Here is a 21500-nt window from a genome sequence, read left to right as displayed (position 1 = left end):
ATTATTACTATAATTAAAGTACAGAAATTTTTATTTAATAGGAGGATATTAAGCATGGGAATTAAAATTCTTAAAAAAGCAAGCTCTGCAATCATGTCAGCAGCCCTTCTGCTGAACTGTGCTGTTTACAGTGCTCCCACGGTAACAGCTGCCGATGCTCCCCTTAAATTCGAGTTTGAGGACGCAAAGTATACAGGCACTATAACCGTTGAAAAGGACGCAAATGCAAGCGGCGGTTCTGCACTTAAAATGACAGACAGCGGAACTATCACAATGACAGTAAAGGTCGATGAGGCAGGTCCTTACAAGCTTATTTTCCACGCTTTCGGAATAGGCACAGACAAGCAGCAGAATTTAAGTGTCAACGGCACTTCACAGGGCGCACTTGGAATACCTGAGGGTACAGATTATCAGGAGATAGCACTTCCTGCCATCGTACTCAAAGCAGGTGAGAACACAATTACTATCGACAAGTCATGGGGCTGGTCACAGTTCGATTGTCTCGAAGTAGAGCCAATGGGCGCAACAAAGATAGAGGCAAAGCAGACAACTCCCTGCGATCAGTTGGCAACAGTGGAGACCCAGAGCCTTATGGCTTATCTTGCTGAGGTATATGGCAAGAACATAATCTCAGGTCAGCAGGAGATATACAGCGGCGGACCTCACGGACTTGAGACCGAGTTCGAGTACTTAAAGGAAACAACAGGACATTATCCTGCTATCCGCGGCTTTGACTACGGTAATTTCTGCTGTCCGCTCTATGGCAGCGATGACGGCTCTACAAAGCGTATCATCGACTGGGTAAAGAACAAGGGCGGTATCGCAACAGCTTCATACCACATCAACGTGCCTAAGGATTTCGCAAACTATACTATAGGCACAAAGATGGACTGGTCATTGTCCACCTATACAGCAAAGGATACGGACTTCTCGCCTTCAAAGGCTGCAACTCCCGGCACTAAGGAGAACGAGTATTATCTCTCCACACTGAAAACACTTGCCGCAGAGTTCAACAAGCTTGAAGCTGAGGGCATACCTGTTATCTGGAGACCTCTCCACGAAGCCGAAGGCGGCGGCGGTGAGGACGGTTCATGGTTCTGGTGGGGCAGAGAAGGCTCCGAGGCTTACAAGAAGCTGTGGATATACACATACAATACCCTTACCAACGACCTGAACTGCCACAACCTTATCTGGGAGTGGAACAGCTATAACTACGCTAATTCCGCTAACTGGTATCCGGGCGACGCATATGTTGATATAATCGGCTATGACAAGTACAACTGTACTGTATACCTTGAAGAGAATGGCTGGCAGGCTTCGCTGAGACATGACGACAGCCCGATAAGCTCCACATTCTACGGTATCATAGACAAGTATAACGGAGCAAAAATGGTTGCAATGGCTGAGAATGACTGCTTCTCAACACCTGACAAGCTTCAGGAGGAAAAGGCAGGCTGGCTCTATTTCTGCACATGGTATGACGGCGGAAGTGATAACAACAACTTCCTTACTAATCCGATCTTCAATACCAAGGAAGACACGATCGCAATGTATCAGAGCGATTACTGTATAACTCTTGACGAACTTCCAAAGGATCTCTACAAGAAGGAAGGCATCACTCCTCCCGATCCTTCCAAGACTACAACTACTACCACTACAACTTCTGATCCCAGCGTAACGACCACGACAACGACTGCTCCTTACAAGTTCTCGATTCAGAAGAAGAGCGTAACTATCCCTGAAAAGCCTGAGCTTGCTTTAGGCAAGACTATGGCAATAGAAATAACAGGCGCACCGAATGCATCTATCGGCGGAGCAATAGGCTACGGTACAACTGCTGATGACTGGGTAAATGTTGAGTGGAAGGGCACAGCCGACAAGGACGGCAAGCTTTCATTAAACGTTGATATCAGTGATATGCCTGACAGCTTCAAGACCTGCGAGGTACAGGTATGGTGGTCGAATGTATGGAATTCAGCTGCTGAAAAGGCTGTCGATCAGCCTTACACTATCGACAGCTGCGAGGTACACTACCTCATGGGCGGCGATAAAGACCCGTTATGGGGCGATGCAAACTATGACGGCGAAGTTGATATGAGCGACGTTGTACTTATAATGCAGTCTCTTGCAAATCCGAACAAGTACGGACTTGAAGGAACCGATCCGTATCATCTTATTAAAGAAGGTGCAGATCTTGCAGACGTTGACAGATCAAGTGCAGGCATCACATCAAACGATGCTCTGAGGATACAGGAGTATCTCCTTAACAAGGTAGATACACTTGATCCAACAGCAAAATAAAACGAAAAAGCTGCACTTTATGTGCAGCTTTTTTGTTGACATATCAGGCTTTCTGAGGTATAATCTTAGTAAAATAGATCAAAGGAGCAAACAATGTATAAATATATGCGTATTCAGGGCAGAGATGATTCCTATATAACCAAATATCCTAAAGGTGTATTCAGTCTGTGCTGGAATTTAATAAATAATAAGGTAATGAATGATGAAGATGAATAGCTGTTCATTTCAATTAATGAATGGTTCAAGGAAAATCTTCCCGAACCTGAGTCCTGTAAAAATCACGAACAAGTCATAACATTTTTTAAATGCGAAAGCACTGAACACATGATAAAAAAACTCGAACCTGCCATAATGCTGCTGGAGAAATATAAAAAGCCTTATGATGTTGTGTACACCAACTTCGTCGGCACTATAGTTTATGAAGATGATTGGCAGGTGGCTGTTTCGGTACAGGACGGGAAAATGGTCTGATACATTATAGTGTATGATAAAAATAAACCCGAAAGCGTTCGGATAATGAAGCTTTCGGGTTTTGTCAATTTGTGTATTTCTCGCACGGGTGAGCGGAACTCGTCCCTACAAGCTAACGGCACGGAACGCCGAGGCGGCGTTCCCTACTTTGCCATGTTACGGTATTGGTTAGGCGTTACGCCTACCGTTGCAAGGAACTGACGCAGGAAGTATTTACTGTCCACATATCCGCACTGCTCAGCTATCTCCGCCATACTCAGCGGTGTCACCGTCAGGCAGTAGGTAGCCTTTGCCATACGTGCGTTGATGCAGTCCTTATGTATGCTCACGCCGAAGCACTTCTTATAAACCTCACGGAGATGTCCTGCACTGTAGGGATAGAGCTTGCGAAGCTTCTCCGACTCAAAGCTGTCCTGAGGATTGCTGTAGATATAGCTCCTTATACTGAGCATATCCTCATAATGCGGACGCATACGCATTTCCATTTTCTCGCGCTGACGCTCGGCAAGTATATCCGTGCACAATGCCGTAAGCTTTGTATATGATTTTTCTCTGCACTTTATGGCAGCACATACGAAGGAATCAAGTCCGTACTGGTCTATATAGATATTGTGCTGGAGCATTATAGATGTCAGCCTGTTCTCAAGAAGCTCGGTATCTGTTTCGCCCTGTATTATGCAGGCAAAGGTATTATCATTGACCCTTCCGCAGATATCATTGCTTCCGCAGAACTGGTTTATAGCCTCAGCCGCGTCCATTACAGCAGGTATCTTGCCGTTGAGCTCATAAAATCCCGCATTTGCAATACCTATCCTCATCATTACGATAGAATACTCCTGATTGTCTATATCAAGCGTATGATAAGCCTTTCTCATACCCGTCTCGTTATACATTCCCGTAAGGGTATCACGCATATCCGAAAGGTTCTGGCACTGGGTAAGATACTGTATATCATTTTTCATGCGCAGGAATTCAAGTCCGTTGGATACGGATTTGAGCCAGTTTCTGTAGATATCGTCATAGGTATCTGGATCATGGTATTTGAGCACAAGATGTCCGAAAATCCTGTCATTGAAGAACAGCGGATTGAAATAATATACCGCAGGCTCATAATTCTTGGAAAGAAGTGCCGAGAAATTGAATTTGTGCATATCAAAGGGAGTTCTGTCCTCCCAGTTGACCATGCTCTGACACGACAGTATCTCGCTCAGCTCTGCATCTGTATCATACCAGTTTTTGTAAAGACACAGATAAAAGCTCTGGATACCGCGCACCTGCCAGTGAAATTCACTGCATATATCCGTAAATTCACCAAGTGTACGGCACTCAGTCAGCTTCTGATCAAGAGGGTTGAACAGATTCCAGTTGTCGTACTCCTTTTTGGTACGGGCGTATTTCAGCTCCTCCTTGTACTGTATACGGTCTATGCCGCAGGTGCAGCTGGTACCGCATATCATCTCGCCCTTTGGCGGTGCAAAGAGAAATTCACGCTTTTTCAATTTGCTGTATACAAAATTTGCCGCGTCCTCACCTATAGTTTCACGGTTTCTCTTGTAAGTCGTGAGCAATGGCGAATGCATAAAACGATCGCCTACGAATTCGTAGCCTACTACCGTAACTTCGTCAGGGACTCTTATGCCAAGCTCATCAAATTTGTCTATAAGTCCGTAAGCCATATAATCATTGGCACAGACTATAGCCTGCGGCAGAGGAAGCTCGCCGCTGTAATAGCGCTCGGCAAGCTCTTCGCCTGAATTCATCCAGAAATTTCCGTAATGGACACGCTTTTCATCGTACTCGATACCATGCTTTTCGAGGGATTTCCTGTAGCCGTTTACTCTGAGATTTGATGCTTCGATAAAATCATAGCCCGTGATTATATCTATTTCCGTAAAGCCGTGTTTTTCTACAAGATGGTCGGTAAGATCCTCGATATCATTTTCGTCGCTGGTATTTATAAATGTACACTGCGGCATATCAAGCTCGGCAAGGTACGTGCCTACAACGACTATGGGTATCGTCTTGCGTGACAGAAGATCTGCGATCACCTTGCGCAGCTCTTCATTTACAAAAGATTCTGAAATGATTATCAATCCGTCGATCTCGTCAGAAAGGATAAGATCGTATATCCTGTTTTCACAGAAAAGCTCCTTTTCCTTTATATTAGGATTATAATTGTTGGAGAAAATGACCGTATCCACTCCGACGCACTGATCGAACCTTGCAATTCCCTTTATGACCTGACGCTGTTCAATACTGTTCGCCTCAGCAGCTACAACGCCAAAAATCATTCTCTTTTTTTTGATCACGTTTTCCACCCCTATATTAGAAGTTACATATATTATACATGATTTATTAAGAATTGTCAATGAACTTTTCTGCGTTTTTTCCACCATAAGAGCATTTTTGTGGGTTGAATATTTATATACCGTTATAATCCACAATCAGACGCTTTACATTTTGTTTAAATCGCTGATTTTATACATTTTTTGCAGCAATCTGCATTCTCAAAGACACATAGTTTATGAATTCGAATTCAAAGGAGGGATCCACATGAATGACTACTCAGCAGATGTCAGGCTGGCACGTGAAGGAAGTACAGAAGCATTCTCAAGACTGTATGCAACAGTTTACGAGGATCTGTATCATATAGCCCTTTACAGTCTGCGAAGCCCCCATGACGCTGCCGATACAGTAAGCGATACCGTACTGGACGCATTCTGTTCCATAAAAAAACTGCGCAACCCCGAAAAATTCAGAAGCTGGATAATGACTATCCTTGCAGCTAAGATAAAAAGAAAACAGCGCTCTTATTTCGAGCCTGCCGATGAACTAAACGAAAACACAGACCTTACCGAAAGCTTTAACTATGAATCAGTGGAGCTTCGTGAAGCAGTGGATAATCTTGATACACAGTCACGACTGCTGCTTTCCATGTCTGTACTTGAAGGCTATTCAAGCGATGAGATATCCAAGGTCTGCGGAATCAAGCCAAGTACCGTCCGTTCACGGCTGACGAGGATAAAGCAGAAGCTGAAACTGGAGCTTACTCCCGAAATATGAGTCCGAAAGGAGAATACATATGAACAATGACGAAAAGCTCAGAGAGATGATGAACAAAGAGCCTGTTCCGGACTCTCTCAAACCTGAAAATATAAAGAAGATGCTTGACGAACAAGCACCAAAGAAAAAGAGAAGCGGCATAAAGCTTGCAGGGCGCATAACCGCTGCTGCGGCTGCTTGTACCATTATCGGCGGTACGGCTGCATATTCACTGAACAACAGAAATACAAATAAATATGATGACAAGGAAGTCACTGTTACCGAGCCTGCTACGGCACATGATATCAACAGCACCACAGATCAGGAAATAAAGAAGCAGGGAAGCTATATGAGCGGTGCTTCCGACTATGAACAGGTATATACCATGTTCAAGAAGTCCTACTCAAAGGCTGAAAGAGAGAACAGAAGAAACAAATATAAAAATGCCATTGCAGATGAAATGGTCGAGGAAGCTGTATTTGATGATGCAGATATCGGAGCAACAGGTGCCGAAGTCCCTGTTTACGGCAGCGATGAAGATTTCGGTGCAAGCACTTCACCTAAAACATCAGGCGGACCTGATACCACAACATTTGAACTGCCCACCGAGGCTGAGACAAAGCCTGCTACTGCTGTAGAAACCCCAGAAACTGAGCCTGCTACAGAAACTTCCGAGCCCGAGGAAACCGATCCCGAGCATTCCGATACCTATAATCAGGAACAGGACGTTCTCGAAGCTGATATCGTAAAGACTGACGGAAAACATATCTATTATGTTTCCGGTAATTATGATATGTATCGTAATACGCTCTTCGTTGCAAACGCAAAAAACGGAAAGTTCACCCACAGCTTTTCTATAAATATCAACGAGGCTATTGGTATAGACGACGAGCATTATACAAATATCAACGATATGTACGTCTATAACGATATGATAGTTGTTATAGGTACAGATACTACCTATGACAGTTCAGTTAATTCGTCATACGTCTATACATTTGCAGCTTTCTTCACCACAGGTGACGAGCCTGAGCTTATAGATGTTTACAAGCAGGACGGCTATTGCAATGACGTAAGAATATCTCCCGAGGGCTATATGCTCCTTATCTCAGATTACTCGACCTGCTCATTCGATACAGTCGAGGACTGTGAGGATACGATACATTATATACCACGCTATGGCTTCAAAAAGAACTATGACGTTATCGCAGCTGAGGATATACTCCTCCCCGAGTGCGGCTTCGGCAGCTCATACTCCCTCAGCTACAGCGTTATAGGAAGTGTTGACCTTAACAAGTCAGGCGAGCCGAAGGCTAATGATATAAAGACTCTCGCAGGTTATTCGGGAAGCGTTTACTGCTCCGCAAATAATCTCTACACAGCTACTACACGCTATGACGACGAGAACGGTGTTTACAATACCTCCGATATCACACGTATATCTATCGCAGGCGGTGCTATCGTTCCCGAAGCAGGCGGCATTATCAAGGGCTATGTAAAGGATCAGTTCTCAATGAGCGAGTATAACGGCTACTTCCGCGTAGCTGCTACCTATAACGAGCAGAAAAGAACGTTCTATAAATACACTGATGATGATAAGACTTTCATTGAGGACATATGGGGCACTCTCACAGGCGATGATGAGGACGGCTACTACACATATGAGAATGTCAAAACAGATACTCATGTCTATGTCCTTGATATGGATATGAACTTAGTCGGCGAAGTTGGTGACCTCGGTGTGGGCGAGCAGCTCAAATCTGCAAGCTTCAGCGGCGATATGGCTTATGTTGTAACATTCCGTCAGACTGACCCGTTATACGCTGTTGACCTCAGTAACCCTGCCGAGCCCGTTGTACTTGACGAATTCAAGATAAACGGCTTCAGCACATATATGCAGAGCTGGGGCGAAGGACTTCTTCTCGGCTTCGGTCAGGACGCTGACGACGACGGCAGAATATCAGGCCTGAGACTGACTATGTTCGATAACTCCGACCCTAACAACTTAAAGTCTGCCGACGTATTCACATGGAACAATGAGGACTTCCAAGACTACGACTACGGCGATGATACAGGCACAACGGCAACGTGGTATGAATCAACGGCAGTTTGGGAGAGAAAGGCTCTGCTTATAGCTCCCGAGAAAAACCTTATAGGTGTACCGATATCAATATCATTAGAACACTACAGCAATGAAAAAGGCTGGAGAGCTTCAACAACATCTCAGTATGTTTTCTTCAGCTTTGAGGACGGTAAATTCGTTGAAAAAGGCACTATCTCAGAGAAATTGAACGACGAGAACGATCTTGCCCGCACTAATCGACCGGGCTTTGAAAGAGCGATATATATAGGCGACTATGTATATGCTCTATCCGGCAGCAAATTCGTCGCAGCATCTATTGACACACTTGAAGTTACTGATGAACTGGTATTCTGATAAAAAAACTCCCACGGTTAACCGTGGGAGTTTTTTATTCAAAAATACGGCATGGAACGTGACATACTGAAGAAATTGAAAACTATCATACAGAATACTATGATAAACGTTCCGGAAAAAACAGCCATAAAGCACGCTATTGCGCTTTTGGGACGTCCTGACAAAATATTTATAATGAACATCATTACACCTATCGGCATGAACAGCGATATCAGCACCATAAGGATATTCGGCTTGTCGTTAGGATCATTTTTTATAGGGAAACCAATATTTCTCAATTTATCCTGCATATCCTCTATATTTACGGTTGTCTTTTTTGTATCAAGATAAGAATCACAATACGGACATTTCTCTTCTGCATCGGAGATCGAAGCTCCACAATTTGGACATCTCATATAAAACTGATACCTCATTTATATATCATACAAAAAACGCAAAAGTTATTTTATCAGCCAAATAACAGTGAATAAAACACAGCCAGTATTGAAAAGAGAATCGGTAATAAAAAGAAGGAACACCCTATTAATAAATAAACCGTTCCGCTTTTCTTCATTCCGGCTGTAATCAATATCGCACCAATTATTACACCGAATATCGGAATAAACGAAACCAAAAGCAATACAAGTCTTATTTTATCATCTTCAGGCTTGAAATTACTTGCAAAAGAATTACGCGGCTCAAAATTTGCTTCATCACGCGACTTATAAATTATCTTTTCAGGATCATTTTCAAAATTATGTTCAACAAACGAATCACAATACGGGCACTGTACTTTAAACTCAGATATTGAAGCTCCGCAATGTGGACAGATCATACCATTTACCTCCTTAGTATCTTAAATCAATAATGCGAAAAAAGAAAAGAAATGAAAAACAATGGAAAGAACCAGAAGCAGCAAAATAACGTATCTTGCCGCAGCAGCAAGCAGATAGGCATTTCCTGCTCTTTTTTCGCCGTTTTTCAGGCAGATGCAGCCAAATATTATCCCAACAAGAGGGACAAGCAGAGAGAGTATTATTATACCTGTTTCGGCAGGTGTATCATTTGGCTCATAGCACGGCATACCGCTTCGCTGGTCAACAGGCGGCACCAAGCCGTGAAACTGTGAATTATTTACGCCTGCTCTCGGTGTTTTACAGTAAGGACAGCATGGCTGTACGTCATCGTACATCGAACCGCATTTCTGGCAATACACCGATGATCTCCCCTTTACCTCATAAATATATAAGTTGTGTATCCTGCATATACCGCAAGCATCAGTGCGCCGTGCCACCTGAGCAGCTTTTTCTTCGGCAGACACAGTATAAGCACCAGCAGGCTCATAGCTATAAGAACAGCGGTATCTATAGTGTTCTGCATAGTGAAGGCTATAGGCGATATAGTCGAAGCTATACCGAGTACGAACAGGATATTGAATATATTTGAGCCTACTACATTTCCCAGAGCCATATCCACCTCGCCTTTTCTTGCGGCTACGATAGATGTTACAAGCTCGGGAAGGCTTGTTCCGAGAGCAACTATGGTCATACCTATAAGGTTGTCCGACATTCCGAAAGCACGTGCTATATCAGAAGCACCGTCAACGACCATTTTTCCGCCGACTGCTATGGCAGCAGCTCCGCCCACTATACAGACAAGGCATTTCCACACAGGCATTATCTTGTATTCGTCCTCTTCTGTAAGCTCTCCTGCATCTCTTGCTTTTTTAGCTGAGCTTATCATCATATAGAGGAAGATCGCAAAAAGCGCAAGAAGTATAATTCCTCCCCAGCGCATTACAGTTCCTGTTATTGTTCCGAGAGCAAGAAGCACACCTGCTACTATTATAGAGAAAGGCAGGTCTTTTTTCAGGGTCTCCCTGCCTATAGCCATAGGACAAAGCACCGCACAGACTCCGCAGACGACCATAAGGTTAAATATATTCGACCCCACGGCGTTGCTTATGGCAAGATCATTCTTTCCCAGCACGGAAGCACTTACGCTCACCGATGTTTCGGGCAGACTTGTTCCCATTGCAACTATAGTCATTCCGATTATCAGAGCAGGTACTTTCAGGCGCTTAGCCACCGCCGAGCTTCCGTCAACAAAAAAATCCGCTCCTTTAATAAGAAGTATGAATCCGACTATGAGCAAAATATATTTAAGCATTAAAAGATCTCCTTACAGCAGTTTATAAATTCAAGTTCACAAGAACTCTTTATAAGTTCTTTAACTCCTTAATCTGTATATCTTATTATATCACATAATTATGAATAAAGCAATACACATCAAAAATTTTTTTGTTTTTGCCGCCGAAAGGCTGAAATGTTTTATTTTCACGAATATTTTTGACGGCACAATAACAAAAATATCTGCACTTTTCAATTAAAAAAGTACAGCTTATCCAAAATTCGGCATTTCAGAAAAAATATCAATATTTGCCTTGAATTACATCCCCTTTTGTGCTATAATTCGCTATGGTATATTTCCTATTAAATAGGAAAGGTTTTATTACGCGGAGCTGTTCCGCTCTTATGGAGGTTTTTTAATGACAGCAGCACAGATCTTTGCCGTTATTATCTTCGTAGGAATGTTCATTATGATCGTTCTCGACAAGATAGAAAGGCACTATGTAACCCTCGGCAGCGGCATCCTTACGCTGGTAGTCGTTTTCGGCATATGTATGCACAACGGCACAGCTATCATGGACACCCTCGCTTTCAAGAATTTCGCTACAAAGGACTTCTGGTATCAGGTCACTGAAAGCGAAAGCAAAGGCATAAACTGGGCGACTATAATCTTTATTGCAGGTATGATGGTCATGGTAGAAGGCATGGCGAAAGCAGGCTTCTTCAGATGGCTGTGTATGAAGATAGCCTATCTCGTAAAATGCAAAACTATCCCGATATTCATTACATTTATGGTAATGTCCGCTGTACTCTCTATGTTTATCGACAGTATTACAGTTATCATGTTCCTTGCAGCTGTCACTATAGAACTTGCCTCACTACTCAAATTCAATCCCGTACCTATGATACTTTCTGAGATATTCTGTGCTAACCTTGGCGGTTCGGCAACAATGTGCGGTGATCCTCCGAATATCATCGTTGGTACTTCACTGGGCTTTTCATTCTTCGACTTCCTTACAAATACAGGCCTCTGTGCAGGTATTTGTCTGGTAGTTTCGGTACTTTTCCTCTACTTTGCATTCCGCAAGGAGCTTGCATGCAATGGTAGTGATCCTGTGGATATGAGTAAATTTCCTAAGCCCTCAGAGGCTATCACTAACAAGAAGGACTTTATCATCAGCAGTATCATCTTCGCTTGTGCTGTTATACTCCTTGTTACTCACGCAACTACTCACCTCACTGTAGCAACTATCGGTCTTTTCATAGCAGCTATCACTCTCATAGCTTTCGGCAAACACGCTCTTGAGCTTCTCAAAAAGGTAGACTACAAAACACTTATTTTCTTCATCGGACTCTTTATCGTTGTAAGCGGTCTTGAAGAAACAGGCATACTTAAACTCATAGCAAACTTCATCGGTGACATCAGCGGCGGCAATATAAAGCTTATGATAGCTATTATCCTCTGGGTATCCGCTATCGCAAGTGCTTTCGTAGACAATATCCCGTTCGCAGCAACTATGGTGCCTATTATCCAGAGCCTTGCAGAGACATCGGGCGTTCCGATATCAACTCTTGCATGGTCACTTGCTATCGGTACAGATATCGGCGGAAGTGCTACTCCTATCGGAGCTTCCGCAAACGTTGTGGGTACTTCTGTTGCACAGAAAAACGGTTATCCAATCGGCTGGGGAAGATACTGTAAGAAGATCGCTCCTGCAACCGTTATAGTACTCGCTATCTCAACCGTTTATCTCTTTGTACGTTATTTATAATTTAATTTAAGGGGGAATATATATGTCACAGGTAATCATTTCAGTAGGTCGTGAATTCGGAAGCGGCGGTAAGAATATCGCCGAACAGCTCGCAAGGCGCTTCAATATCCCGATATACGACCGCCATCTCATCACAGAGATCGCCAACAAAACGGGCCTTACTCCCGAGGAGATCGAAAAGTACAACGAAAAGCCCAAAAATCATCTCCTTTCACGCAGAGTAAACGGTTACAGCAATTCCATTGAGGACAATATTGCCGAGATGCAGTTCAACTTCATCAGAGAAAAGGCTGCAAGCGGCGAGTCCTTCGTAGTTGTAGGACGCTGCTCAGAGACTAAGCTCCGCGATTTCAAGTGCCTCGTTTCACTGTTCATACTCGGTGATATGGACGAAAAGATCAAGCGTGTAATGAACATTTACGAGCTTTCCGAGGACAAGGCAAAAGCTTTCATCGACAAGAAGGACCGCAAGAGAAAGCGTTACCACAACTATCACTGCGACGGTCACTGGGGCGATTCAAGGCTCTATGACCTCAGCATCAACAGCTCACGTCTCGGCATCGACAGAACTGTTGATCTGCTTGAAGAGTATATAAAATCAAGAATGACAGAGGACTGATGAGCCATTAGCTGTTTATCAGCCGTTTGCCTTTAGCCTTTAGCCATTAGCGAGGACGCCCATAGGGCGTCCTTTTTATTGTATTCTGAATCACCGGTAAAAACGGGGAGGTTCAGAATACAATAAAAGCCGCAGCACGTAAATGCTGCGGCTTTTATCATTTTATTAATGTGCGGATAATATCCGCTAATTATCGGGACATCGAGGACTCCCAACAGGAGCCGCGACCCTCTGTCAGCTTTGCTGACATCTCCCTGTACTACAGGGAGTCACCGCCCCCTACAAATGGCTAAAGGCTTACTTAGCCTTACCGAGGAATGCAGCACCGATGATACCTGCATCGTTGCCGAGCTTAGCGATAACGATCTCTGTATTCTTAGGTGAGTTGCGTGTATATACTTCCTTAGCAACAAGCTCCTTCATAGGGAGGAGGAGCGGATCGCCCTCGTTGCAGACACCGCCGCCGATGCAGAGAATATCAGGCTGGAAGATATTGATAGTATTTGTGATACCTGCTGCGAGATACTTTATGTACTTGTCAACAACAGCCTTAGCGTATTTGTCGCCTGCTCTCATGCAGTCAAATGAAGTACGTGCTGTTACCTTGCCCTTTTCCTTTTCTGACTGAGCCATGATACAGTCAGGGTGTTCAGCGATAGCTTCCTTAGTCATGCGGATAAGACCTGTAGCTGAGGAATAAGCCTCAAAGCAGCCCTTTCTGCCGCATGAGCACTGTGCTCCGTCGACCTCGATAACAGTATGACCAATCTCAGCACCTGCAAAGTTAGAGCCTGAGTAGATCTTGCCGTCGATAATGATACCGCCGCCAACGCCTGTTCCGAGAGTTATGCATACAGCGTTCTTTGCGCCCTTTGCAGCACCTGCTACGAATTCGCCGTATGCAGCAGCATTAGCGTCATTTTCAATAAATACAGGCTTGTCGATAGTCTCCTGAATGTACTTGACCATAGGAGTATCCTTGAAGCCGAGATTGTTTGAGTACTCGATGATACCTGTTTCGCTGTTAGCGATACCGGGAGTACCAACGCCTATCCATTCGATCTGATCCATTGAAAGCTTTGCGTTCTTTACAGCTTCGATAGCCATTTTTGCCATATCGTCAGCGATAGCCTTTTCCGGACGTGGGCAGTTTGTCTTTGTGCTTGCCTTTGCGATGATATTATAGTTTTCATCAACAACACCTGCAACGATATTAGTACCGCCAAGGTCAATTCCTACATAATATTTCATTTTATATCCTCCTTATGGAATTGTGGTGATAATGACATCACAATTTCCTTTTATAACGTAATTTCCTGTGCCTGCGGGAACAAAAATACTTGTGCCCATTTCAAGGCTTATGCAGCAGTCGTCTGTGCTCAGCTCGCCGCTGCCGCCGATAACGAGAACATGAGAGAAGGAACTGTCGTCGGCGAAGAGCTCAGCCTCCTTGATAAGTCTCTCTCTGTTGACGTTGAAGTAATCACATTCAGCCAGAAGCTGTATAACTACGCCGTCAAGCTCCATGCCATAGACAGGTTTGTGCGGGTCAAGGGGCTCTGTGTTAGTTACTTCGAGAGCCTTTTCAATGTGGAGCTGTCTCGGTTTGCCGTCAGCACCAAGTCTGCCGTAGTCGTAAACGCGGTATGTAACATTGGAGCTCTGCTGTATCTCGGCAATGAGTATGCCCTTGCCGATAGCATGGAGAGTGCCCGGCTCAATGAAGAAAACGTCGCCTTTTTTGACAGGAACGCGATTCACCTTGTCCATGAGGGTATTGTCCTCAATAGCCTTGCGGAACTCGTCCTTTGTTGTCTTCTCCTTGAAGCCGTAAACAAGCTCTGCATCGGGCTCGGCATCGATAACGTACCACATTTCGGTCTTGCCGTTGTCGTTTTCGTACTTCTGAGCGTATTCGTCACAGGGATGTACCTGTACCGATAAGTCATTTTTAGCGTCGATAAGCTTTACAAGTACGGGGAAGCTGCTGAATTTCTTGCAGTTCTTTCCCAGTATCTCGGGATGCTTTTTTATAAGCTCGGAAAGCTTCATGCCGTCGAATTCGCCGCCGCTGACAACAGACTCGCCGTCAGGGTGACAGCTTAGCTCCCAGCTTTCCGCGAGGCGTTCCAGGTCGCTTTTCTTGCCGAAGATATCCCTCAGCTTTGTGCCGCCCCAGATATAGTCTTTAATAGGTGCATTGAGTAAAAATGGTTTCACGATAGTGCCTTTCTGTATGGAACACCGCCAAAGTGTCACGTAATATTTGTCATGATATTGCTTTTTTATTATTCGGCATGGGGAATTCCTTTTCAAATTCTTCCACAGAGCCGTTGTATACGTTGAAGTCGATATGCTCTTCGTCGCCGTCATAGCCTGTAAGAGTGCCCTTGTCGCTGTACTGCCAGAACTTCCAGTCGATGAGGTCGGGCTCGCAGTTAACACTTCTTATCCACAGCGGATAATCCGAAAAGCTGCCCTTTACGTATCTGTAGTACACAGGCAGGGTAGTATATATTATGGGCTTGACGCCGTAATACTCCTCAATCCTTGTGATAAGCGGACGAAGTATCTTTTCGGTCTCTTCCTTTGAGGGCTTGTTTCTGCGCTTGTCGGCATAATACTCTATGTCGATAACAGGCGGAAGGGCTATTTCATCAGGGCTCACAGACGAGATAAAATTTTCAGCCTGAGTTTCACCCGCGCTGTCAAAGCTGAAGAAGTGGTAGGCTGAGACTCTGATGCCTGTTGAAGCTGCTCTGTCAAGATTTCTGCGTACCGATTCGTCAGTGTGACCACTGCCCTCCGTAGCCTTTATAAAAGCGAATGATACATTCTGTGATTCAAGCTCCTGCCAGTTGATATCGCCCTGATAGTTTGAAACATCAACGCCGAATACAGGATATTTCGTCTTGTTGACCTTAGCTGTGGCAAAGAACAAAGCCGAAGCCGCAGCAGCGGTTATAAGAAATGAGCCCAGCAGAGAGCAAAGGATATTTCTTTTTATGATATGCATATCAGATGCAGCCCCCTCCAAAGCTCTCGGACGCTCCCTTATCGGAACACACTGAGCCAAGAATCCAAAAGTCATACAATATATATAATAAACTAAAAACTGAAAATAGTCAACAGTTTTTTTGAATTTCTTTTCTGCGGTGTGTTGACAAATGAGTAGAAAAATGATAGAATTTATTTAACAATGCATCAAGGAGGCAGTGGTACTGTGGATTTTGAAGAAGAATACAAGCAGAACAGGACACAAATGAAGAAAATAAAAAAAGATGACACCAAAATGTTCGTAATATTTATGTGTAATATCGCTGTTGCAATATTGTGCCTTATTGCATTTGTACTTTCGGGAAATATGGGGGCGCTGCTTGTTTCTTCACTGGCTGCGGCTGCTTCGGTAACAGGTCTTATCAGTGTATATAATAAAAATATCGCGCTTTCTGTAGTCTCGGGAGTGCTTCTTATAGCGGAGATAATATCTATGTTTTCTGTTGGCAGTTTTACTATTCTCGGATTTGTGGAGTTCGCCGCATTCGTATGGGTCGCTGTCAGAAGCTTCAAGAATATAAAGCAGTATCAGTGGCTTGCACAGCAGGATGGCTTTCCTCAGTTCGAGCCAAAGCTGAAGGAATATGACATGAACAGGACTAAGTGGGAGACAAAGAATCCGTACGCTCAGAAAATGGCAGAAAGGCAGAAAAACTCCTCAGGCAGCATGGAAGAGCTTTAAAGCTTCGTATGGATGAGATATACTGAATATGAAAAAAGCAGCCGACAGGCTGCTTTCTTTTTATATAATACCGAAGAACTGTTTTTTGTCACGTGGGTCAAAGGGTACAAGCCTGCGGCTGCCGCGGGAAAGTACGTATCCGTTTGTACAGCCGAGAGGAGTCAGGGTATAAAGACCGTCCCGTCTGTGAGCAGCTCTGAAAATGCTGCCGAGATGAGAGTTTACGGGTATTCCGTTATGCTCAAAGGTTATGCCTTTTTCCGTTACCCTGACTTTAAGGGCAGGCATATCTGAAAACGGGTGGCACACCATTCCGCTGACAATGTAGTGTCCGCGCAGGGGAGTTACCTTTGTATCGCGGTAAAAGCGGTAGAGAAGTGCTGCAACAGCCTGCTCTGTATCGTAAAGACGTTTTTTTATAGTATATTCCGGTGCAGTGAAAAGCTCATGTGCAGCTTGGCATATAGCGGCTGAATTGGTATTTATCGCAGTCGAGAAGCTGCTTCGCATTGCAAAGCGGCGGAGATGAGTATAGTTTATATGCTGCTCGGGCACAAACTCGGGATACATTACCCGTGCCAGTTCCTCATAACGGATATGAACACTGCGAAGCTTCGAGAAGTAGGTCATTTTTGCTGCGTGTGGGAGACAGCACATATCCGACATCATATGCACAGCTCTTGCAAGATAGACTGCACCCTGCTTTACAAAGCCATTCTGGTGCATAGTCAGAGCCATTGTGTAGTCCTCCTCGAACATTGTACGGGCACTTTTGGCGAAGAGGTCCTTGCCGTTTTTATAGTAGCCGCAGACAGGTCTGAGGGGCTTTCCGTTTGTGTTGCAGGCGCAGTAATAATGCCTGCCTGCGCCGTTTTCGCGGTCATCATTGTCGTCGGCAATAACTGTATACGGAAGCATTATGTTGAGCTGCGGACGTATGAGCTCGGCAGCTTCGGGAGCGGTCTCATCAAGGAGCTTCAATGCTCTGATGAGGATATCCTCATGTATCTGCGACTGCGGCTGAGTTTTTATTGTTGTATATTGTTTGGTAAGTCTTTGAAGTTCGTCAGTGACCTTTTTCCATTTATTATTCACATTATCACCTTATATACTTTATATTGAATCTGTAGGACGGAGATGTCCGCCCGAGACTGATACGCTGTTATTACCTTATTAAATTATACATCACTTGTCAAAAATTGTCAATGATGTTGATGTGGAAGTACATTATTGCTGAAATATTGCTGCTTTCACTAAATCATCACATTTCAGCTTTATACTTATATAAGTATGTTTATTTGAAAGGAAAATAATTATGAAAAAAACAAGAATTGCTGCATTCTTATTTGCGGTATGCTTAGGTGCAGTTTCAATGACAGCCTGCGGCGACACCAAGGACAACAAGAAGACAAAGACAAGTTCAAAATCTGCTGAGGACATAGACGAAAAAGACCTTGAGGACGCTCTCAACAAGCTCGATGAAGAAACATCAAAGGAGCTCGCAAAGGAGAAAGAAGAGGCAACAGAAGCTGAAACAGAGCCTACAACTGCTGCTGAGATAGTATATGAGCCCACAGAGGAGATAAAGAACGCTTCGTTCAGGTCGGGATATATTCAGATAGGCGATACAGTATTCCGAAACGGCTGCTATATCACAGTTGCGGATTTTGTTGATAAATATGGCGATAAGTTTGATATGTCCGAAATAGCTCTTGATGAATATTTAACACCGGGAGAGCTTAAGGTTTCATCTGCTCCGTCTTTAGAGGATACAAGGATTACATTGAAAGTATGTTATGGGAAAAACCATGCTGAAGATAATGAGAGAGTAAAAATCCAAGATGCTATTGTATCAACTGTATCAATAGATGGCGATGGTGAAGGTATTGTTTATTATCCTACAGGAGTATATACAATGGATTATGATACTGCGAAATCTTGCATTACCGATATGGGATTGAAAGAAATTAAGGAAGTTGGCTTTACTACGTTAGATAATGACGCTTATATAGAACAGAAAGATTATTTTTACACTGATATTGACGGAGATGAAGATAATTTGTATGGGGTTAAACCTAAATACTTTTATATTTTCAGCTTTGACCCAAGTACTTTGAAAGGAACTAAAATTTATATCGATAAATTATGGAGCTGACTCTAAATATCCTTATACGTTTTGATTGAAGTAAAATTTATATAGTTAATTCAGCATATATAGGCACTCAAATCGAGTGCCTTTTCTTTGTATACTGACATACAAAAAGGGCGTTCGCAATGAACGCCCTTGAATGTTGCATATATATCAGCTATTAGCCGAGCTCTGCAAAGTACTTGATTGTTCTTACCATCTGTGATGTGTAAGAATTCTCGTTGTCGTACCATGAAACAACCTGTACCTCGTAGAGGCCGTCACCGATCTCAGCTACCATTGTCTGTGTAGCATCGAAGAGTGAACCGAATCTCATGCCGATAACGTCAGAAGAAACGATCTGATCCTCGTTGTAACCGAATGACTCGGAAGCAGCAGCCTTCATAGCAGCGTTGATGCCTTCCTTAGTTACGTTAGCACCCTTAACAACAGCTGTGAGGATTGTTGTAGAACCTGTAGGAACAGGAACTCTCTGAGCGCTGCCGATGAGCTTGCCGTTGAGCTCTGGGATTACAAGACCGATTGCCTTAGCAGCACCTGTGCTGTTAGGAACGATGTTTGCAGCACCAGCTCTTGCTCTTCTGAAGTCGCCCTTTCTGTGAGGACCGTCAAGGATCATCTGATCGCCTGTGTAAGCGTGGATTGTGCTCATGATACCGCTCTGGATAGGAGCATAATCATTAAGAGCCTTAGCCATAGGAGCGAGGCAGTTTGTTGTGCATGAAGCAGCAGAGATGATCTTGTCATCCTTTGTAAGAGTCTTCTCGTTTACGCTGTAAACGATTGTAGGAAGATCGTTGCCTGCCGGAGCAGAGATAACAACCTTCTTAGCACCTGCATCGATATGAGCCTGTGACTTGTCCTTTGAGCAGTAGAAACCTGTGCACTCGAGAACTACGTCAACGCCGATCTCACCCCATGGGAGCTCTGCAGCGTTAGCCTTAGCGTAGATTGTAAGTGTCTTGCCGTCTACAGTGATTGTGCCCTTTTCATCATCAGCAGAAACTGTGTGAAGGTTCTCACCGATCTTACCACAGTAACCGCCCTGAGCTGTATCATACTTGAGAAGCTGAGCGAGCATTGAAGGCTTTGTAAGGTCGTTGATTGCAACTACCTCATAACCTGGAGCGTCAAACATCTGTCTGAATGCAAGACGACCGATACGGCCGAAACCGTTAATAGCAACTTTAACTGACATTGGATATACCTCCTAAAAATTTGTATAGATTAATTATACCGCAACTCGGAAAATTTTGCAAGTGGTTCGATAAAAAAATAACAGATTTTTTTGTAAAAGTACATATTAAACAAATGTCAGGAATACCGCCTAAAAATTTTTGTTATAAATTTCTGTGGCAAAAAATAGGCTTCGGCTATTTCATTTCATTTTAAAATGTAGTATAATATAATATATTCATTTTTTGTATACAAACATTGCGATCGGAGAAAATATGGACGAGAAAAACGAGCTTCGGGACTTTTTTGAAAGTCCTTTTGCCAAGGATTATATAGCTTATACCGAGTATCTCGTGAGGCGTTCGGTAACAGGTATATCGGCTTCTTGCGAGCTTTTAAGAGAGATTGCCGACAGGCACGGAACAAAAAAGGAGAGCGAGCTGATAGAGGGGATACTGACAATGTGCTGCGACCTTATGAGAAATGCAGAACTGAGTAAAGCCCTTATCGCTTCCCCCGACGACGCAGAGAGAACAGGCACTGTAAGGACAGATACCTTCCTTGCTGATCTTGCCGCTAACTGTGAGGCAGTTACGGCAGGGAAGTGCAGGATAACAGTCATGGAATGTTCGGCATCATTTGTTCGTACCAACAGTGATATACTCAGATTGCTGCTGCTCAGCTTTATCAGAAAGTATATGCTTGCAAGCGGTTCTGAAAAAAACATATTTGAAGCCTTTTGCAAAGAAACTGTTGAAAATGTCAAAATTTGCATAAGAGCCGCAGGGACATTTGTGGACGGAGAAAACATCGGTCTGCCTGATGTATTTGAAAATTATCCCAATGAGACCGTGCAGGGACTTGCTGCCCGTATCGGTGCGGAAGCAGTGTTTGGCGATAACGAGATAACAGCCGTAATACCGCTTTCTGACGGTAATGCGTCGGCGGTGCTCGAAGCGCCCTCCGCAGAATTTGGCGAAAGCTTTTTCAACCCGTTCAATCTTATGCTGAGAGATCTGCCCCTTTAAAGGTGACAAGTATGTGACAGTATGATAAAACTTAGCATTTTAGACAGAATAAATCAGGATTTTTGTTGACATTATTCAAAAAAAGTTGTATAATGTATATGTTGAAAGATTTCAACTTTTACGGAGCAGTATTTTTGCTTTTGGGAGCGTGCTTTATGAGTAAATCATATGAGATCGAAAGAAAATTTCTCGTTGAGTTCCCCGATGTTTCCACTCTTGATGTGAAGCGCAGGATCGGTATTGTCCAGACTTATCTGAAAAGCGGACAGAACGGTTCCCAGCGCAGAGTCAGATCGGTGGATGAGGATGGCAATGTTAAATATACCTATACGGAAAAGATCTTCCATACTCATGTCACAAGGGAAGAAAATGAGTTTGAGATAAGCGCAGAGGAGTATCAGAGCCTTCTCAGCGGTGCGCGGAGAGACTGTCCGCCTGTTGAAAAGGTGCGTTACTGTTTTGATTATCACGATCAGCTGTTCGAGCTTGATACTTACCCGTTTTCGGATAAGCTTGCAATAATGGAGCTTGAACTTGGGTCACCCGAACAGAAAATAGATTTTCCCGATAATGTCAGGGTGATCATGGAGGTCTCGGACGATGTGCGCTATTCCAATGCAGCACTTGCAAAAGCAGGAGCTTTTCCCGAGCAATAGAT

The 21500-nt window shown here is 43.8% G+C and carries 20 protein-coding genes; 10 read left to right on the top strand and 10 right to left on the bottom strand.

Annotated elements, in window-relative coordinates:
- Positions 1 to 54: 54 nt before the first annotated feature.
- Together L870_RS0104185 and L870_RS19210 are read left to right on the top strand one after the other, a co-directional pair.
- The gene (locus tag L870_RS0104185; protein ID WP_028517065.1) at positions 55 to 2301 is read left to right on the top strand and encodes a glycosyl hydrolase; all 2247 of its coding nucleotides are present in this window, start codon (positions 55 to 57) and stop codon (positions 2299 to 2301) included.
- A gap of 324 nt (positions 2302 to 2625) precedes the next feature.
- A complete protein-coding gene (locus tag L870_RS19210; protein WP_155250141.1) occupies positions 2626 to 2772 on the top strand; it encodes a hypothetical protein in 147 nt (48 codons plus the stop codon).
- Positions 2773 to 2915: 143 nt separating this feature from the next.
- Here the strand turns inward: L870_RS19210 and L870_RS0104170 are convergent, their stop codons facing one another.
- On the bottom strand, positions 2916 to 5081 hold the full coding sequence (locus L870_RS0104170; RefSeq protein ID WP_028517064.1) for a substrate-binding domain-containing protein: 2166 nt from the start codon (positions 5079 to 5081) through the stop codon (positions 2916 to 2918).
- Positions 5082 to 5325: 244 nt separating this feature from the next.
- Between L870_RS0104170 and L870_RS0104165 the strand changes: the two genes are divergently transcribed.
- On the top strand, positions 5326 to 5835 hold the full coding sequence (locus L870_RS0104165; protein ID WP_028517063.1) for an RNA polymerase sigma factor: 510 nt from the start codon (positions 5326 to 5328) through the stop codon (positions 5833 to 5835).
- Positions 5836 to 5854: 19 nt separating this feature from the next.
- On the top strand, positions 5855 to 8251 hold the full coding sequence (locus L870_RS0104160) for a beta-propeller domain-containing protein (RefSeq protein WP_028517062.1): 2397 nt from the start codon (positions 5855 to 5857) through the stop codon (positions 8249 to 8251).
- Between the two features lie 38 nt (positions 8252 to 8289).
- On the opposite strand, the gene L870_RS0104155 is transcribed toward L870_RS0104160, so the two are convergent.
- The 4 genes from L870_RS0104155 to L870_RS0104140 are packed head-to-tail and all read right to left on the bottom strand — an operon-like array spanning position 8290 to position 10399.
- The gene (locus L870_RS0104155; protein WP_028517061.1) at positions 8290 to 8646 is read right to left on the bottom strand and encodes a toprim domain-containing protein; all 357 of its coding nucleotides are present in this window, start codon (positions 8644 to 8646) and stop codon (positions 8290 to 8292) included.
- A 53-nt stretch (positions 8647 to 8699) separates the two neighbouring features.
- Positions 8700 to 9065 carry a hypothetical protein gene (locus L870_RS0104150; RefSeq protein ID WP_028517060.1) on the bottom strand — a complete coding sequence of 122 codons (366 nt, stop codon included), beginning with the start codon at positions 9063 to 9065 and terminating at the stop codon, positions 8700 to 8702.
- Between the two features lie 21 nt (positions 9066 to 9086).
- On the bottom strand, positions 9087 to 9446 hold the full coding sequence (locus tag L870_RS0104145; RefSeq protein ID WP_155250140.1) for a hypothetical protein: 360 nt from the start codon (positions 9444 to 9446) through the stop codon (positions 9087 to 9089).
- Between the two features lie 14 nt (positions 9447 to 9460).
- Entirely contained in the window at positions 9461 to 10399 is a 939-nt protein-coding gene (locus L870_RS0104140; protein ID WP_028517058.1) for a calcium/sodium antiporter, read from the bottom strand.
- A 379-nt stretch (positions 10400 to 10778) separates the two neighbouring features.
- Here L870_RS0104140 and L870_RS0104135 point away from each other — a divergent pair, with 379 nt between their 5' ends.
- The gene (locus L870_RS0104135) at positions 10779 to 12131 is read left to right on the top strand and encodes an ArsB/NhaD family transporter (protein WP_028517057.1); all 1353 of its coding nucleotides are present in this window, start codon (positions 10779 to 10781) and stop codon (positions 12129 to 12131) included.
- A 22-nt stretch (positions 12132 to 12153) separates the two neighbouring features.
- On the top strand, positions 12154 to 12750 hold the full coding sequence (locus L870_RS0104130; RefSeq protein ID WP_028517056.1) for a cytidylate kinase-like family protein: 597 nt from the start codon (positions 12154 to 12156) through the stop codon (positions 12748 to 12750).
- Positions 12751 to 13047: 297 nt separating this feature from the next.
- On the opposite strand, the gene L870_RS0104125 is transcribed toward L870_RS0104130, so the two are convergent.
- Genes L870_RS0104125 through L870_RS0104115 form a run of 3 tightly spaced genes read right to left on the bottom strand, consistent with a single transcriptional unit; the run spans position 13048 to position 15766 of the window.
- The gene (locus L870_RS0104125) at positions 13048 to 14001 is read right to left on the bottom strand and encodes an ROK family protein (protein WP_028517055.1); all 954 of its coding nucleotides are present in this window, start codon (positions 13999 to 14001) and stop codon (positions 13048 to 13050) included.
- A gap of 12 nt (positions 14002 to 14013) precedes the next feature.
- Complete coding sequence (locus L870_RS0104120; RefSeq protein ID WP_028517054.1) at positions 14014 to 14970, bottom strand: type I phosphomannose isomerase catalytic subunit; 957 nt, start codon at positions 14968 to 14970, stop codon at positions 14014 to 14016.
- Positions 14971 to 15019: 49 nt separating this feature from the next.
- Positions 15020 to 15766, bottom strand: coding sequence for a GH25 family lysozyme (locus L870_RS0104115; RefSeq protein ID WP_028517053.1), 747 nt, complete (start codon positions 15764 to 15766; stop codon positions 15020 to 15022).
- Positions 15767 to 15973: 207 nt separating this feature from the next.
- On the opposite strand from L870_RS0104115, the gene L870_RS0104110 reads away from it, so the two are divergent.
- Positions 15974 to 16489: a hypothetical protein gene (locus tag L870_RS0104110; protein WP_028517052.1), complete on the top strand. Its 516-nt coding sequence runs from the start codon at positions 15974 to 15976 to the stop codon at positions 16487 to 16489.
- Between the two features lie 60 nt (positions 16490 to 16549).
- Here L870_RS0104110 and L870_RS0104105 read toward each other — a convergent pair whose 3' ends face one another.
- Entirely contained in the window at positions 16550 to 17584 is a 1035-nt protein-coding gene (locus tag L870_RS0104105) for a phospholipase C/P1 nuclease family protein (RefSeq protein WP_028517051.1), read from the bottom strand.
- Positions 17585 to 17804: 220 nt separating this feature from the next.
- On the opposite strand from L870_RS0104105, the gene L870_RS0104100 reads away from it, so the two are divergent.
- On the top strand, positions 17805 to 18644 hold the full coding sequence (locus L870_RS0104100; RefSeq protein ID WP_028517050.1) for a hypothetical protein: 840 nt from the start codon (positions 17805 to 17807) through the stop codon (positions 18642 to 18644).
- A 154-nt stretch (positions 18645 to 18798) separates the two neighbouring features.
- Here the strand turns inward: L870_RS0104100 and gap are convergent, their stop codons facing one another.
- Positions 18799 to 19836 (bottom strand): type I glyceraldehyde-3-phosphate dehydrogenase, encoded by a 1038-nt coding sequence (gene gap / locus L870_RS0104095; RefSeq protein WP_028517049.1) that lies wholly within the window; start codon positions 19834 to 19836, stop codon positions 18799 to 18801.
- A 253-nt stretch (positions 19837 to 20089) separates the two neighbouring features.
- Here gap and L870_RS0104090 point away from each other — a divergent pair, with 253 nt between their 5' ends.
- Both L870_RS0104090 and L870_RS0104085 read left to right on the top strand, forming a co-directional pair.
- Complete coding sequence (locus L870_RS0104090) at positions 20090 to 20842, top strand: hypothetical protein (protein WP_028517048.1); 753 nt, start codon at positions 20090 to 20092, stop codon at positions 20840 to 20842.
- A gap of 155 nt (positions 20843 to 20997) precedes the next feature.
- The gene (locus L870_RS0104085) at positions 20998 to 21498 is read left to right on the top strand and encodes a CYTH domain-containing protein (RefSeq protein ID WP_028517047.1); all 501 of its coding nucleotides are present in this window, start codon (positions 20998 to 21000) and stop codon (positions 21496 to 21498) included.
- The last annotated feature ends 2 nt before the right edge of the window (positions 21499 to 21500 follow it).

It is taken from the genome of Ruminococcus flavefaciens ATCC 19208 (assembly GCF_000518765.1).
Classification (GTDB): domain Bacteria; phylum Bacillota; class Clostridia; order Oscillospirales; family Ruminococcaceae; genus Ruminococcus; species Ruminococcus flavefaciens.
This window is presented reverse-complemented; position numbering and strand designations above follow the sequence as displayed.